The organism is Vagococcus teuberi (assembly GCF_001870205.1).
Classification (GTDB): domain Bacteria; phylum Bacillota; class Bacilli; order Lactobacillales; family Vagococcaceae; genus Vagococcus; species Vagococcus teuberi.
Window position 1 is genome coordinate 1 of record NZ_CP017268.1, and the last position, 15,225, is coordinate 15,225.

At 31.1% G+C, this 15,225-nt stretch carries 11 protein-coding genes and 4 pseudogenes; 5 read left to right on the forward strand and 10 right to left on the reverse strand.

Features of this window, described 5'->3' with window-relative positions; translation table 11 throughout:
* Positions 1–143 precede the first annotated feature (143 nt).
* Positions 144–1,409, reverse strand: a complete 1,266-nt coding sequence (locus BHY08_RS10560; protein ID WP_071457895.1) for a TIGR00341 family protein — start codon at positions 1,407–1,409, stop codon at positions 144–146.
* Between the two features lie 411 nt (positions 1,410–1,820).
* Positions 1,821–1,925 (reverse strand): annotated as a pseudogene (locus tag BHY08_RS10855) (helix-turn-helix transcriptional regulator); the annotation flags it as partial.
* Between the two features lie 483 nt (positions 1,926–2,408).
* On the opposite strand from BHY08_RS10855, the gene BHY08_RS10565 reads away from it, so the two are divergent.
* Positions 2,409–3,134, forward strand: a complete 726-nt coding sequence (locus tag BHY08_RS10565; protein ID WP_071457896.1) for a replication initiation protein — start codon at positions 2,409–2,411, stop codon at positions 3,132–3,134.
* Position 3,135: 1 nt separating this feature from the next.
* Positions 3,136–3,702, forward strand: a complete 567-nt coding sequence (locus BHY08_RS10570; RefSeq protein WP_071457897.1) for a hypothetical protein — start codon at positions 3,136–3,138, stop codon at positions 3,700–3,702.
* Positions 3,703–3,914: 212 nt separating this feature from the next.
* On the opposite strand, the gene BHY08_RS10575 is transcribed toward BHY08_RS10570, so the two are convergent.
* Together BHY08_RS10575 and BHY08_RS10580 are read right to left on the reverse strand one after the other, a co-directional pair.
* Complete coding sequence (locus tag BHY08_RS10575) at positions 3,915–4,328, reverse strand: helix-turn-helix domain-containing protein (RefSeq protein WP_071457898.1); 414 nt, start codon at positions 4,326–4,328, stop codon at positions 3,915–3,917.
* Positions 4,329–4,706: 378 nt separating this feature from the next.
* Positions 4,707–5,326, reverse strand: a pseudogene (locus BHY08_RS10580) (NAD(P)H-dependent oxidoreductase).
* A 40-nt stretch (positions 5,327–5,366) separates the two neighbouring features.
* Between BHY08_RS10580 and BHY08_RS11190 the strand changes: the two are divergent.
* Together BHY08_RS11190 and BHY08_RS10585 are read left to right on the forward strand one after the other, a co-directional pair.
* A pseudogene (locus BHY08_RS11190) lies at positions 5,367–5,503 on the forward strand (IS6 family transposase); the annotation flags it as partial.
* A 55-nt stretch (positions 5,504–5,558) separates the two neighbouring features.
* Positions 5,559–6,392 (forward strand): annotated as a pseudogene (locus tag BHY08_RS10585) (replication initiation protein); the annotation flags it as partial.
* Between the two features lie 636 nt (positions 6,393–7,028).
* Here BHY08_RS10585 and BHY08_RS10590 read toward each other — a convergent pair.
* Together BHY08_RS10590 and BHY08_RS10595 are read right to left on the reverse strand one after the other, a co-directional pair.
* A complete protein-coding gene (locus tag BHY08_RS10590; protein ID WP_071457899.1) occupies positions 7,029–7,880 on the reverse strand; it encodes an aldo/keto reductase in 852 nt (283 codons plus the stop codon).
* A gap of 2 nt (positions 7,881–7,882) precedes the next feature.
* Positions 7,883–8,314: a MerR family transcriptional regulator gene (locus BHY08_RS10595; RefSeq protein ID WP_071457900.1), complete on the reverse strand. Its 432-nt coding sequence runs from the start codon at positions 8,312–8,314 to the stop codon at positions 7,883–7,885.
* A gap of 826 nt (positions 8,315–9,140) precedes the next feature.
* On the opposite strand from BHY08_RS10595, the gene BHY08_RS10600 reads away from it, so the two are divergent.
* Positions 9,141–9,821, forward strand: a complete 681-nt coding sequence (locus BHY08_RS10600; RefSeq protein ID WP_001015311.1) for an IS6-like element IS1216 family transposase — start codon at positions 9,141–9,143, stop codon at positions 9,819–9,821.
* A gap of 740 nt (positions 9,822–10,561) precedes the next feature.
* Here the strand turns inward: BHY08_RS10600 and BHY08_RS10605 are convergent.
* The 4 genes from BHY08_RS10605 to BHY08_RS10620 all read right to left on the reverse strand — a co-directional run bounded on the left by BHY08_RS10605 (position 10,562) and on the right by BHY08_RS10620 (position 15,162).
* Positions 10,562–12,679, reverse strand: coding sequence for a heavy metal translocating P-type ATPase (locus BHY08_RS10605; protein ID WP_071457901.1), 2,118 nt, complete (start codon positions 12,677–12,679; stop codon positions 10,562–10,564).
* Positions 12,672–13,034, reverse strand: a complete 363-nt coding sequence (locus BHY08_RS10610) for an ArsR/SmtB family transcription factor (RefSeq protein WP_071457902.1) — start codon at positions 13,032–13,034, stop codon at positions 12,672–12,674. Before BHY08_RS10610 ends, BHY08_RS10605 begins: the two co-directional genes overlap by 8 nt.
* A gap of 168 nt (positions 13,035–13,202) precedes the next feature.
* Positions 13,203–14,042: an S-formylglutathione hydrolase gene (gene fghA / locus BHY08_RS10615; RefSeq protein ID WP_071457903.1), complete on the reverse strand. Its 840-nt coding sequence runs from the start codon at positions 14,040–14,042 to the stop codon at positions 13,203–13,205.
* Positions 14,043–14,046: 4 nt separating this feature from the next.
* Positions 14,047–15,162: an S-(hydroxymethyl)glutathione dehydrogenase/class III alcohol dehydrogenase gene (locus tag BHY08_RS10620; RefSeq protein WP_071457904.1), complete on the reverse strand. Its 1,116-nt coding sequence runs from the start codon at positions 15,160–15,162 to the stop codon at positions 14,047–14,049.
* Positions 15,163–15,225 lie beyond the last annotated feature (63 nt).

The window sequence follows — 15,225 nt, forward strand, 5'->3', positions numbered from 1 at the left end:
AAGTAAAATGTGAGAGTGGTTTTCTCTCACTCCTTTTTATCTTTTTTTTGAATTTATGTATGTCAAAAACTGTTCTCTATATCTATTAAGCACGTGTTAACTTTTCTTGACTAACTCATAGCCATTTTCAATCTTCGCTTTATCTAATTCTCATCTTCCTTAAATACTATTGATAAATTATCTATCTTATTATTATAAGTATCTAAAACATAGCTTTCTATGTCACTTTCCAAACTCTTCGTAAGATTGGATTTAAGCTCTATGGTTAGCACGTTTTTAATTTGTTTTTCATTACTAGCTACTTCTGAATTCATATATAATTTTTTAATATCAAGTGGAAAGTTTGTTTTTATTATTTTGTTTTTTTCAATAATGAAGTCCTCTAGAGTCTGGGGGTCTTCCTTGACGGACGGTCTCACAGAAGTTTCTGAGTCAATCAGCTGTCGAATTAAATGTTCTAATTCTTTTCCAGATAAACTATCTGTTTCAGTAATTTGTTTAATATTTAAATCCATATTACCTAGATGATATTCTGGTAATTTATTCTGTAAACTTTGTAATTTAGTATCATTGATACTTGTATCTGATAATGTTAAATGAATTGTCTTTTTTTCTTTTGAGATTTTCTTTTCTAAAATCAGTGAGTCTTTTAATTCACTTTCAATAAATCGATTTAAATTATTTTCATTTAATGAATCTTTGACCATTGACGAAGCCGTATAAATACTAGGTATAATAATAATAATCGTCAAGATAATGAACATTGCATTTGTTGATTTCTTTTTTATTGAATCAATCTGCTTATCATGTTTTGCTTCAAAAATATAAACAGTTATAAATGTCGAAAGACTGATGAAAAAGATATTAATAACAAACAAATAGAACGCACCAAAAATATAAGTCATACTCTGAATTGAAATAGCATATCCCAATGTACAAAGAGGTGGCATAAGTGCTGTAGCAATAGCAACTCCAGGAACAATATTATTAGCAGTTTTTTTCTTAAACCCTATTACACCAGCTACTCCTCCTGTAAAAGCAATCACAACATCCCAGATTGTAGGATTTGTTCTGGCTATTATTTCACTACTTGCATAAGTAAGTGGTGAGAAAGAAAAATATAGCGTTGAAACAACTAGACTAACAATTACCTGTAGCGCTAGTAAGGTTATTGATTTTCTTAAAATGGAAGTGTCTTGAAAAGCCAAACTAATTCCTATCCCTATCACAGAAGTCATTAGAGGAGAAATAAGCATTGCTCCTATAACAATTGGTGTTGAATTCATATTCAAACCAATAGATGCAATAAAAATAGAACAAATTAGAATAATAATATCCTCGATGTTAAAATGTAATTCACTATTAATTTTCACTAAAAATGGATTATCTTTTTTATTGTATGTATTCATGTTCTCATCCTTGTATATTATATTTAAGGTTTTTATCTTTCGATTTTTAGTAGGAAACCTTATGGACCTGTTGTTATTTATTAATCTATATTTTCTCAAATAATTGAGAAAATATAGATTAATGGATTGAGGAGTGTGTTAAAAACTTACTTTCTATGACACTTATATCAAGTGGTTATGATAAGTATAACATCTGATTTTTAACTATGCATAACGTGATTTATGTTAATTCTGACAAATTTTAAATAAAACAGGTATAATTATCGTAAAATAAATTTAAAGAGGCTGACCCAAAAGTCTAAAAATAGAAAAAATCCCATGAAATAAGTTTATTAAAATCTTGATTTCATGGGATTTCTATTTTATTAGTTTAGTGATTTTTATTTAAAAAGTGACTTTTGGGTCAGTCTCAATAGCAATAATTGTTTCTAAATCAGGGTAATTTCTTCCTACTTCCCAACTTGAAACGGTTGATCTTGAAACATTTAAGATTTCTGATAATTGTTCCTGCGTCAAATTATTTTTTAATCATTGATTTTTAATTTCTTCTGAAATATTCATAAAACCTAACCTCCTTTATTTTATTATGAGTTATGATATCAAAAAACATAGCGATATTAGGTATCATCTATCATTTTATGTTTGCGACAATATGTAGATTAGTTATAAATAATGATGTTGATTTAAGAATACATAGATTTTACTTTATTTAATATTATTGTATTACTTTGTAAATCTTTGTAAGTACTTTGTAGGAAGGCTGTGTCCCTTGTTAGAGTAAGTCTGAACAGGGGTATAAGGATATAAATATCCAGAATGAGGATATAAATTACCGGTATAAGGATATAAATATCCAGAACGAGGATATAAATTACCGGTATAAGGATATAAATATCCAGAACGAGGATATAAATTACCAAAAAAGAAGCCTATTAAACTATAAAAAATTATTGTTATATCCTTATTTTATCTGTATAATATTGTCTAAGAGGTGATAATATGGAGTCTAACGAGACAGTTGTATACAGAAATGATCTAAATCTTGTACCGTTGAAAAAATTTAGATCTGTTGAAATGGATATATTTTTTGCAGTATGCAGCAAGATGAAAGATAAAGGAAACCAAGATATTCGTTTGAGTTTTGATAATTTAAAAAAGATATCAGGCCAATCAGATAAAAGTTATCGTCGATTCATACAAGATACTGATTTAATGTATCAAAAGCTGTTGACGTTAACCTATAGAACAAAAGAAAAAGGTTTAACAGAGTACTTTGTATTATTTACCAAATTTTCAATAGACGAAAATAAACAAGAAGTGTCTATCCGAGTTAATCCAGATTTAGAATACATTTTAAATGATTTACAAATTGAATTTACTAAGTATGAATTAAAAGAGTTTACAACTCTTAGTAGTAGATACACTAAGACACTTTATAGACTGCTTAAACAGTATAGAGACACTGGTTTTTATGTGGTTAATATGGATAGTTTTAGACAGATATTAGACATACCAGACAGTTATAGAATGACGGATATAGACAGACAAGTTTTGAATCCTGCAATGGAAGAGTTAAATAATATTTTTAAAAATATTAGAGTTGAAAAAATCAAAAAAGGTAGATCTGTAGTAAGACTTAAATTTTTGTTTGATAAACAGGATAAGATTGTTCAAGAGGATTTACCAAAAGTACCTATGTATAATTGGCTGAAAGGAAGTAATTAATATGTTGACGTTTGGAAAGTTTTCTAAACAGTACAATGTTCCCAGAGCATCTGTTTATTCGATAATGAATGATTTAGAGGAAACAAATATTAATTTATATAATGAGTGTGTTGACAGTTCAACAGGAACGAAGAAATTAACGGATGTAGGAATACAATACATATTAGAATTAAGAGGGATTACTTCATCTAGTGAGACACTAGAAAGACAGAAATCAGACAATGTTAATACAATTAATGTACAAGATTCAGACAAAGATGTCTTAATGGCGATAGACTTGTTAAAGAAAGAATTAGATACTCGAAATAGACAATTTGATATTCTTCAAGATAACTATAATAAGCTAGCTAAAGGGTTTAAAGAATCTAATGAAACATTGGCTGAGTTGACGAAAAATCAACAACTTTTAACTAAACAACTACAAGACAATAATTTGTATATAGAAAGTCTAAAACATAGTCAAGACAAGTCTGAGACTGTACAAGAAGAAAAAGAGACAATCTTAGACAATGAAGAAGTTGATAATAAACAAAAGAAAAAAAGCTTTTTTTCTAGGTTATTCGGCTAACTGGATATTTATATCCTTAAATCCTTAAAATATTTTGAGCAGAATTTTATACCCTAACTCACGTTTATATACCGTAAATAAATAGAGGCTGATCGAAAAGTCACTTTTTAAATAAAAATCACTAAACTAATAAAATAGAAATCCCATGAAATCAAGATTTTAATAAACTTATTTCATGGGATTTTTTCTATTTTTAGACTTTTGGGTCAGCCTCATTTATAAATTCCTCGTAGAACTTTAGTTAAAATTAAAACAATAGCACTTGTTAGTAACAAGCCCATTCCAAACCCTCTAGAAAAATCTTGAATATGAGAGCTTTTAATAAACGAGCTGATTATCATTAGTATTACTCCGACAGCACTTAAAATAATAGCTCGATTGATTATTTTTTTCTCTTTATTCTCTTTTTTTAATTCATTCATCATGATGATATCCTCCTTCACTAAATGATCTAAGGAAATATCATAAATATTACTTAATTCTACTAAACTATAAATATCAGGAATACTTCTACCTGTTTCCCAGTTAGAAATTGTTTGTCTAGAAACATGTAATGTTTGAGCAATTTCTTCTTGAGTCAAACCTGCTTGTTTACGATTATTTTTTAGTTTATCTGAAATATTCATATCAATCTCCTTATTTTTCATTGTAGGGGTAGATTATGGATAAAACAGCCTAATCCATTTGTCATATAGGCAATGTCAAATACTTTTATCATAGTATATCATTATTTGTTACGTATTTGTTTAATCATTCTCTTCATAAAACAGCTGGATAGATTAGAATAGATAAATAAAATAATTATGACTGTGTTATCGGCATTAATTTCAATTCAATGGTCTCCTGTTTTATTATTATTTTTAAAAATGATTTTATCTATCATCTTTAAAGTAGAATCTTGCATATTTTACTTAAAAATATGAATAAACCGACCTAATGATTGTATAAATTAGGTCGGTTGTTTTATTTGTTGATTTAACAAGGGTTTGAGTTCATTATTATTATCAGAATAGTGAACTAAAATATAAAGAAAAACCACTCGTTTGAGGGTTTTTTTTGATTTTCGACATAGTCGTTGAAACTTTATGTAAAAAATTTATTATTTTTTTCTCATTTGAATTTCTTAAGTATGGTATTGTTAAAAAATTAGTTGTTTTAATTCCACACATTTTTAAAGATTGTTTTTTAAAACCATTCCATAATCTTGTTGGAAAAATTTGACATAAAAATTAGGTGTGTCATGGGTAGTAATAATGTTAGCTGTTTTTCCAGGTAATAGAGGAGTTGGCATTAATCCATTAAACTCATAATCAAATCCAGATGCGAATACTTTATCAATATAGCCTTTTAAAATAGCTGGCATGCTACTCCACCAGATAGGAAATATAAAGATTAAATGGTCTGCCCAAATAATATCGTTTCTATACTTTTCAGTGCTAGGATCAGATTTTAAATCTCTTCTTTTATTATCGTTATCAAAATATAATACAGGATTAAATTCATCTTGATAAAGATCTAAAGTTTTCACATTATTTGTTTTAGGTAGACTATTTTTGACTGTTTTTAATATTTGAGAGTTAAAACCTTGATGATTTGGGTATGCGTATATTATTAAAATACTCATATTTATCTCCTCGTATTCTTTAGTAATTTTTTTGAAATTTTCATTGAGGACAGTTTCCTCAACAATCAAAGGAATTGAAACAGTACATGCTCTATATAAAAAAGCCAAAGAGACGGAAATCTCTTTGGCTTTTCAGTCATAACTGAAACAAACAATTTATTGATACGGACTGTATAAGATTAGCTCGTATATAGAAATTGATTTTATTTTTTTTAACTTTGCAATAGAACCCTTATTTTTTTCTATAATTTCAAGATTACGAGATAAAGGAAACCAAACTGTTCGATTTTCATTTGACCAACTCAAAGAGTTAAGTGATTATAAACCGACCGCAAATAATCGTTTTATAGATGACTTAAAATCTACTTATGAAAAAATACTTTCACTTAAGTTTGGTAGGCGAAGTGAAAGTGGTCTGTCTGTTGAGATGTTTGTTATGTTTACTCGATTTAAAATAAACGGTGATACAGATGAACCATATGTAGATATTCAATTATTTGAAGATGCTCTACCTTTGCTGAAGGGATTAGATGAATAGGTTCGCTATTCTCGTCAACAGTTTAATGACTTACAAAGTAGTTACTCAAAAACCATGTTTCGGCTATTGAAACAATTCCGTACCACCGGATATGCTTATTTTTCTAAAGAAGATTTTCATGAACTATTGGATATTCCTAAATCTTACAAGCAAGGTAATATCGATCAAAAAATTTTAACTCCTATAAAGACTGAAATGACTCCCTTATTTAAAGGTCTTACTATTCGAAAGAAATATGGGAAAGGTCGAGGAAAACCTGTCGTTGGGTATCAGTTTTCGTTTAAACCAGAGGCAAAGAATGCGAATGATTTTTCTAAAGGGGAACGCGAAGACTTACGACAAAAATTATTCAACATCGACCACAACTCAGAGCTTACTCAAAAAGAAAAGTGGCTCGCAAAAGATAAAGTCTTGGGGTATCCTCGAGGAACGCATGAGACAGACTTCCATGCTCAACCAATGACTTCCTCTGAAGACGATTCATGGAAACAAGAGATCTTGGCGCAACTCAAAAATGGTTTTTCTTAATCAGACATGCCCTCTTTTCTCTGATTCCGTTCACCCTATCTAATAGTAGAAGTCAGACAATGTATTGACTAACTTCCACTCTTTCTTTGTCTTGTGTTTTAGGGAGGGATGACCTTTTGCAAGCGAAGCAACCTGTGCCCATCTTGCCTATTTTCATGTCTGAGAGGGTCTCTCGTCCATGATGTTGTGAGACGTCTCCCACTCCCTCTTAAGACATTAAACGAGCTCTCAAGGATGATTTAAGCGATTCTCTTTTTCTCTCTGGGGGATTGGGGAACACCCCAACCATTGACGCAACCTCCACTCTCGTTTTAGGGAGAGGGAGTGTCAAATATCGACGGTGGGTATCCACGGTCTATGCTCGCAAAACGAAAATTTCTGTTCATCCTTATCTTTTGTAAGAACTCAGTTAGCTATCCTATGAGTGAATCCTTTGATAGATTGATTGAATAACATGACTCACACTTTTCGATCAACGTCGCTTCACAAGGAACGCAAAAAAGGAATCCCGTTAACTTGGGATTCCTTTTTTAACTTGAGGTAGACCATTGGTGATTCACAAAGTAGGTGTCTCGATGTGTTGGTAGATGTGGTACTTCGTAAAATGGAGATTATGTTTACCAACAAGTTAAATAACTAAATACCTAATTTACGACTAGCCATCCACTTCACCATTTCTGGATCTGAGTGAGAAAAGAATTGACTGGTAGATAAATCTAATTCTGCTATTTTTTCTTTATCTTCAGTTGATAAAGAAAAATCAAACACATCTATATTTTCTTTCATTCGATTGATATTAACTGACTTAGTAAGCACTAAGATATCTTGTTCCACAAGCCAACGAACAATAACTTGAGCAACTGATTTATTATATTTATCACCAATATCTTTTAAAATAGGATTTGAAAAAATATTGTTTTTACCTTCAGCAAATGGCGCCCAAGCTTCTACTACTACTTTTTCATTTTTTAGAGCTTCTATAGTCTCTGTTTGTTGATGAAAAGGATTGATTTCAATTTGATTAACTTGAGGAGCTACTTTATTAAAAGCTGCCAAATCAACAACACGATCGACACTAAAATTAGATACTCCTATTGCTCTAACACGTCCGCTTTCTTGTAACTCTTCCATTGCTTTCCAAGCTCCATAAACATCATTGTAGGGTTGATGAATTAACAACAAATCTATGTATTCAAGGTCTAATCTCTTTAAAGATCTTTCAAACGAATCTAAAACGCCTTTATAAGATACATTTTCTACCCAAATTTTCGTTGTGATAAATAATTCTGATCGAGCGACGCCTGATTTTGAAATTCCTTTTCCTACTGCTTCTTCATTCATATAGCTTTGAGCCGTATCTATGTGTCTATAACCCGATTTAATCGCATTTATAACTGCTTTTTCAGCTTCTAAAGGTTCAGTAATTTGGAAAGTTCCAAATCCTACTAAAGGAACTTCTACTCCGTTATTTAGTTTTATATTTTTCATTTCTATTCCTCCGATTTTTTATTAAATTCCCATAATTTTTCTACATTGTCAGGTGTTACTTTACCTAATTTAAATTGTGTAATATGGTCATCAAATGAATTAATCTTATATTCTAGTAGCTCTCTAGTTTGAGTTAATTCTGCTATTTTTTCGTTTAATTCATCCAATTGTTCATTTAAAATATCTTTTTGAGCTTGTTCCACATTTTGTTTATCCTTTAATTGAGCTAATCTTGAAAATTCGATTAAAGACTCTATTGAAATACCTGCTTTTCTTAAGTTAGTCACTAAAAATATCCAATTCAAATCTTGTAATTGATATTCTCTATAACCACTTTCATTTCGCTTGACTGGGGGAATAATTTCAATTCTTTCATAGTAACGTAAAGTATCAATGGGCAAACTAAACATTTCAGCAGCTTCTTTTATTTTCATTCTTATCACCTCTTTTAAATAAAGTATAAACCCTAGAGTTCACTCTAGGGCAAGCATAATATTAAATAAAATTTACTTGGCATAATTTGATTTATGTTAACTCATTAATTTAATTCATCAATATGATGATAATCGTGAACTCAAAAGAGATATAAATCAATGGAAGTCTGACACATAAGGTTAGACTTCCGTTTTTTATGCGTTAATCATCATAATAATGAATTGGATTAGCTAATTTAATCGTTGATAAAACAAAAAAACTCTCATCATATGATGAGAGAAGGAAGGATAAAAATGAAAAAAAGATTATTAGCTTTTATTTCTTTTTGGGGGAAAGAAACAAACGTGGATGGTAGGATTCGAACCTACACCTCAAGATAAGAGAATGAACAATTGTTAAATCTCACTGAGTTAAAACACCTCGTTCACCCACAAGTTAATTAAGTTTATACTACATTGTTGTTCACAAGAAATAGTTTACCTAAAATAGCTTAAGATTCGCTTAAAAAAGTGTGTTTAAATAATAAACTTTATGTGAACAGGCGTTGTGCTTTATTTAAGGGTTGTTAGGGCTTGCCCTGACCGTCTGAAAGACGTTTTAATATCTTTATATGATATTTATATTAAACGAGCTTATAGAGCTCTTTTTTAGCGTTTTAGCACTATTCTAAAATTTTTATTGAATACGGGGTTATGTTTTAGCAAAGGAGCGATTAGCGACTGCTGCAAGTAAAATGTGAGAGTGGTTTTCTGGTTCTGTTGCAAAGTTTTAAATCTACTATCAAATAAGGTAGAATAATAGAAAAAGATAGCAGGAGGAATGACGATGAATCATTTTAAAGGAAAGCAATTTCAGCAGGATGTGATTATTGTAGCCGTGGGCTACTATCTTCGTTATAACCTTAGCTATCGTGAAGTTCAAGAAATCTTATATGATCGTGGCATTAACGTTTCTCATACGACGATTTATCGTTGGGTGCAAGAATATGGCAAACTACTCTATCAAATTTGGAAAAAGAAAAATAAAAAATCCTTTTATTCATGGAAAATGGATGAAACGTACATCAAAATTAAAGGAAAATGGCATTATTTGTATCGAGCCATCGATGCAGATGGTTTAACCTTGGATATTTGGTTACGTAAAAAACGGGACACACAAGCAGCCTATGCTTTTCTTAAGCGGTTAGTGAAGCAGTTTGATGAACCGAAGGTTGTAGTCACAGATAAAGCCCCCTCTATTACAAGTGCCTTTAAGAAACTAAAAGAATACGGCTTTTATCAAGGGACAGAACATCGTACCATTAAATACCTGAATAATTTGATTGAACAAGACCATCGTCCAGTAAAGAGACGCAATAAATTCTATCGAAGTTTACGCACTGCCTCTACCACGATTAAAGGTATGGAAGCCATCCGAGGATTATATAAGAAAACCCGAAAAGAAGGCACTCTCTTCGGGTTTTCGGTCTGTACTGAAATCAAGGTATTATTGGGAATCCCAGCTTAAATCATAGATACCGTAAGGGATTTTATTCTTTATTTAAAACTTTGCAACAGAACCAAACTTTGAATGTAATTAAAGATGATATTATCATCTCAATCACCTCCTAGTGAATGAGAACATTATATATTCTTTTAAAAAAATCGTAAAGTATTCAGCTATTTTCATTATTATTTATATTAGAATAATGACATTCATATTAATTACTTTTAACTTTGGATAATTTTATTTATGTTAATCAATAATTATAGGGTGGATTCATAAAAACTAAATTATTGATATTTTGATAGAAAATTAAAATCATGATATAATGATTTTACAAATAAGATGTGCATTGAATAACCAAAAAGAGCCAGTCGGGGGCAACCGAACTGGCTCTTTTCTCTTTTCATTACTTGTTTGATTATTTCAAACAAATAACGTGAGGCTAGCTGTCTTTCTTGTCCTTAGAATCTAGCCATTTACTAATGCTATGGGCAATAACATTAATCATAATTCCAAGTAAGACGTCAAATAAGATATGCAACTGAATAACCTCCCTTCTTGCTGAAGATTTCAGCCAAAAGGAAGACAGCATGAGTATTATATCAAATTTTGCAACTAATTTATGTTAACTCTGACACATTTAAAATAAAATAGATACTTAGTACCAAGAAACACTATAGAGGCCCTCAGAACCAATTCCGAGAGCCTTATTCTTCGTATAATATTAGATTATGTTAATCAACGAGATAAATAACTATTTCTTACTTCTGTTTCATCAATCTCAATCCATTAAGTGTTACTAATAAAGTTGCTCCCATATCTGCAACAATAGCAATCCAAAGTGATAACCATCCTGGAATAATTAGCAATAAAGCTAAGAATTTAATGCTTAAAGAGAAAGTAATATTTTGTTTTATAATTTTTAATGTTTTTCGACTAAGATTAACAATAAACGGTAACTTTTGCAAATCATCACCCATTAAGGCAACATCAGCTGTTTCTAAAGCAGTGTCCGTTCCAGCCCCACCCATTGCAATCCCAACAGTTGCTGATGCTAACGCAGGAGCATCATTTACTCCGTCTCCTACCATAGCCACTTTTCCATACTTTTCTTTAAGCTCTTTAATATAATCTAACTTATCTTGTGGCATTAAATCACCTTTAATGTCTGTCATACCAACTTGTTCTCCAATTGATTTAGCTGTTCTGATATTGTCACCAGTTAACATAATTGTATGTTCAATACCTAACTGATGAAGCTTAGCGATTATTTCTGAACTTGACTTTCTTAATTCATCAGCAACTGCGATAATTGCCAAAATATTTTGTGCTGTTCCAAAAATCATGACGGTTTTTCCTTGCTCTTGTAACTTCTCATAAATTTTCATGACACTAGCTTGCCTAATTAATTCTGAATCAAATAATTTAGGACTTCCAACAAAATAAGTTGTACCTTGATAATCACCTTTAATTCCTTTACCAGTTACTGATTTAAAATTCATAATATCGATCATTTGATAGTTTGACTCTCTTCTATCAGCTTCTTTAAGAATGGCTGAAGCTAAAGGATGTTGAGAAAGTATTTCTAACGCTGAAATGATAGATAAGTACTGATTTTCTTGATTTGTGTCACTTAAAACAAAGTCTGTTACAGAAGGCGTTCCTTTGGTTAAAGTCCCTGTTTTATCAAAAGCGATTGCTTTTAATCCTCCGATTTCTTCGAGATAAATACCTCCCTTTACCAGCACACCATTTTTAGCTGAATTTCCAATAGCTGAAACGATTGAAACAGGTGTTGAGATAACTAATGAACAAGGACAACCAACTACTAATAGTGATAACCCCTGGTACAACCACTTATTCCAATCACCACCAAAAAACAATGGTGGAATAATGATAATTAAAGCCGAAATAGCCATGATAGAAGGGGTATAATATTTAGCAAAGTTATCAACGAATGCTTGTGCAGGTGCTCGTTCTCCTTGTGCTTCTTCCACTAAATGAATGATTTTAGCAATGGTTGTATCATTAACATGTTTAGTCACTTCCACTTCTAAAATTCCCTCTTCATTTAAAGTTCCTGCAAAAATTTCGTCCTTAATTTGTTTTTCAATTGGAACAGACTCACCCGTTATTGCTGCTTGATTAACAGCAGAATGTCCTTTAATGACTACCCCATCCATAGCTATTTTTTGCCCTGGTTTAATAATCATAATATCTCCTATTTGAATATCAGAAACATTTATCATTTTTTCTTCGTTATTTCTTCTAATCAAAGCTTCTTTTGGTGCTATATCCATTAACGAACGAATAGATTGTCTTGCTCTATCCATTGAAAATCGTTCAAGGGCTTCACTAACAGCGAATAAGATAACTACAATAGAACCTTCAGCCCATTCACCTATAATTGATGCGCCTATAATTGCTACTGTCATTAAAACTTCCATTGAAAAGTTTAATTTAAGTAAATCCTTAATTCCTTCTGTAAATAAACTAAATCCACCAATAACGATGGCTGATATAAATAAGCTTTTAGTTATGATATCATTCTCGCCTACAGTAGCTCTAAAATAAAAAGCTATCGCTATTAATATTACTGAAATAACTAATTTCCAATTACGTTTCAAGAAAGAGTCTTTCTGTCCCCCTTCAGATTCTTGATTGTCCTCATCTTGAATAATTAGATTTTCAAAAGCTCCAGCAGACTTAATTTCTTGAATGGAAGATGTTCCCTCAACTTTAATTTTTCCAGCACCAAAGTTTACTTTTGCATCTGTTACACCTTCAATACTTTTAACATTTTTTTCAAATTTAGCAGCACAATTCGTACAGCTTAATCCCTCTACTCGATATGTTTTACTAGAAGTTTCTTTACTCACATCTATCACCCTGTTCTAGTTGTTTCCCTAAATTTATCAATTCAACAATCCTATCATCAGAACTAAAATAATAAACTAATTTGCCTATTTTTTTACTATCTACAACACCTAATTTTTTTAATGATTGCAAATGATGTGATGTATTTGCCATAGTTGCTCCAATAATATTGGCTACGTCACATACACATAGTTGATCTTCATAAGCTAAAGCATGTAATATTTTGAATCTATTTTCATCTGATAAAATTTTAAATAAAGAACTTAGATCTTTGCTATTAGTATTTTTTAATCTCTCTTTTGAATTAGTTACTTGCTCCTCATGAATACAAGTAATCTCACATATTTCATTTGTCACGTTTATTCCTCCAAAATCACTCATTCAAGTTCATACTTGATTATATATAAACAGATTGTAATAATCAATTACAAGTTTGATTGTCTTTGATTTCACTAGGTATAATTTGATTTATGTTAACTCTACAAAATACTTAAAGCCTTCAGTATAATTCTGAAGGCTTTCCTTTTATATTTTTTTTAATTCTCTTAAATGAAATTTAATATGACTTTCAATAAATGTTGCTATAGTAAAATAACTATGATCATAACCTATTTCTCTTTTATATGTTACGTCTCTATCAACATTTTTAGCAGCAGATAAAAATGCCTCTTCATCTAACTGTAACTCATAGAAGTTATCATCTGTACCTTGTGTTATTAATATCGGAACATTATTTTTGGTTGATTTTTTTATAATTTCTGTAGCATCCCATTCTTTCCATGCTGACTTATCATTTCCTAAATAAGAGGAGAAGGCTTTTTTTCCCCAAGGAACGTTGCTTGGATTAGATATTGGAGCAAATGCTGAGATAGAAACAAATCGGTTTGGATTTCTTAGCCCAAGTACTAATGCTCCATGACCTCCCATTGAATGTCCCATAATGCTTTCTTTTCCTGAGAAATTTGGAATTAAAGTGTACACCAATTCAGGAAGTTCTTTAGTTAGATAATCATACATTTGAAAATTTTCTTTCCATGGTTCTAAAGTAGCATTTATATAAAAACTAGCTCCCTGTCCTAAATCCCAGTCATCACTATCAGCAACATTGCCTCTAGGTGATGTATCTGGCATAATAAATGCAACGTTTTGCTCAGAGGCATATTTCTGAAATGCTCCTTTTTGACTAAAATTATCATCTGTACAAGTTAAACCTGCCAACCACCAAATAAGTGGAACTGTTTCTGATTTAGATTTTGGTAAAAATAAACTAAATATCATTTCACATTTCAAAATTTTTGAAGTATGCTGGCATTTAATTTGCTTTCCACCAAAAGAAGTATGAATTTCCAATATTTTCAAGTCCATACATCTAATCTCCATAAGTTAACATAGTTCGAATTGATTCACCGTTATGCAGTAACTCAAATGATTCATTAATTTGAGAGAAACTTAGTCTATGTGTAATAAACGAATCTAAATCAATCTTTCCATCCATAAATTCTTCAACCATGCCAGGTAATTGAGTTCGACCTTTCACTCCTCCAAAAGCAGAGCCTTTCCATACACGTCCTGTTACTAATTGGAATGGGCGCGTGTGAATCTCTTTTCCTGCTCCAGCAACTCCAATAATAATACTCTCTCCCCATCCTTTATGGCATGATTCTAATGCAGATCGCATTACTTCAACATTTCCAATGCATTCGAAACTATAGTCTACACCTCCATCTGTCATTTCAACTATTACTTCTTGTATTGGTTTTTCATAATCTTTAGGATTTACAAAGTCAGTAGCTCCCATCTTTTTCGCTAATTCCCATTTATCAGGATTCGTATCGACTGCAATAATACGTTGAGCATTAACTTTCTTTAAACCTTGAATAACTGCAAGACCAATAGCTCCTAAACCAAATACAGCAGTAATAGCCCCTTCTTCGACTTTTGCTGTATTTTCAACTGCACCTATACCTGTTGTAACACCACAACCTAGCAATCCAACTTTTTCTAATGGTGCATTTTCATTTATTTTCACTAAATTAATTTCGTTTACTACTGTATACTCACTAAAAGTACTGGTACCCATGTAATGATAAATTGGTTCACCGTTATATGAAAAACGAGTTGTACCATCAGGCATTACTCCTTTTCCCTGTGATTCTCTTACAGCAGAACATAAATTTGTTTTTCCAGATAAACAAAATTTACATTTACCACATTCTGCTGTGTATAAAGGTATAACGTGATCTCCTTCTTTAACGGATGTAACACCAGAACCAACTTTTACAACGACTCCAGCTCCCTCATGTCCTAACACAACAGGAAATACACCTTCAGGATCTTCACCTGATAAAGTATAAGCATCTGTATGGCAGACAGATGTATACAATATTTTAACCATAACTTCATTTTCTTTTGGATCTTCCACATCAATCTCTACAATTTCTAATGGTTTATTTGGACCAAATGCAACAGCAGCTCTACTTTTCATAACTATTCTCCATCCATTTTCATAATTAGATTACTCATCTATCTTATTTATTAAAATACTTTT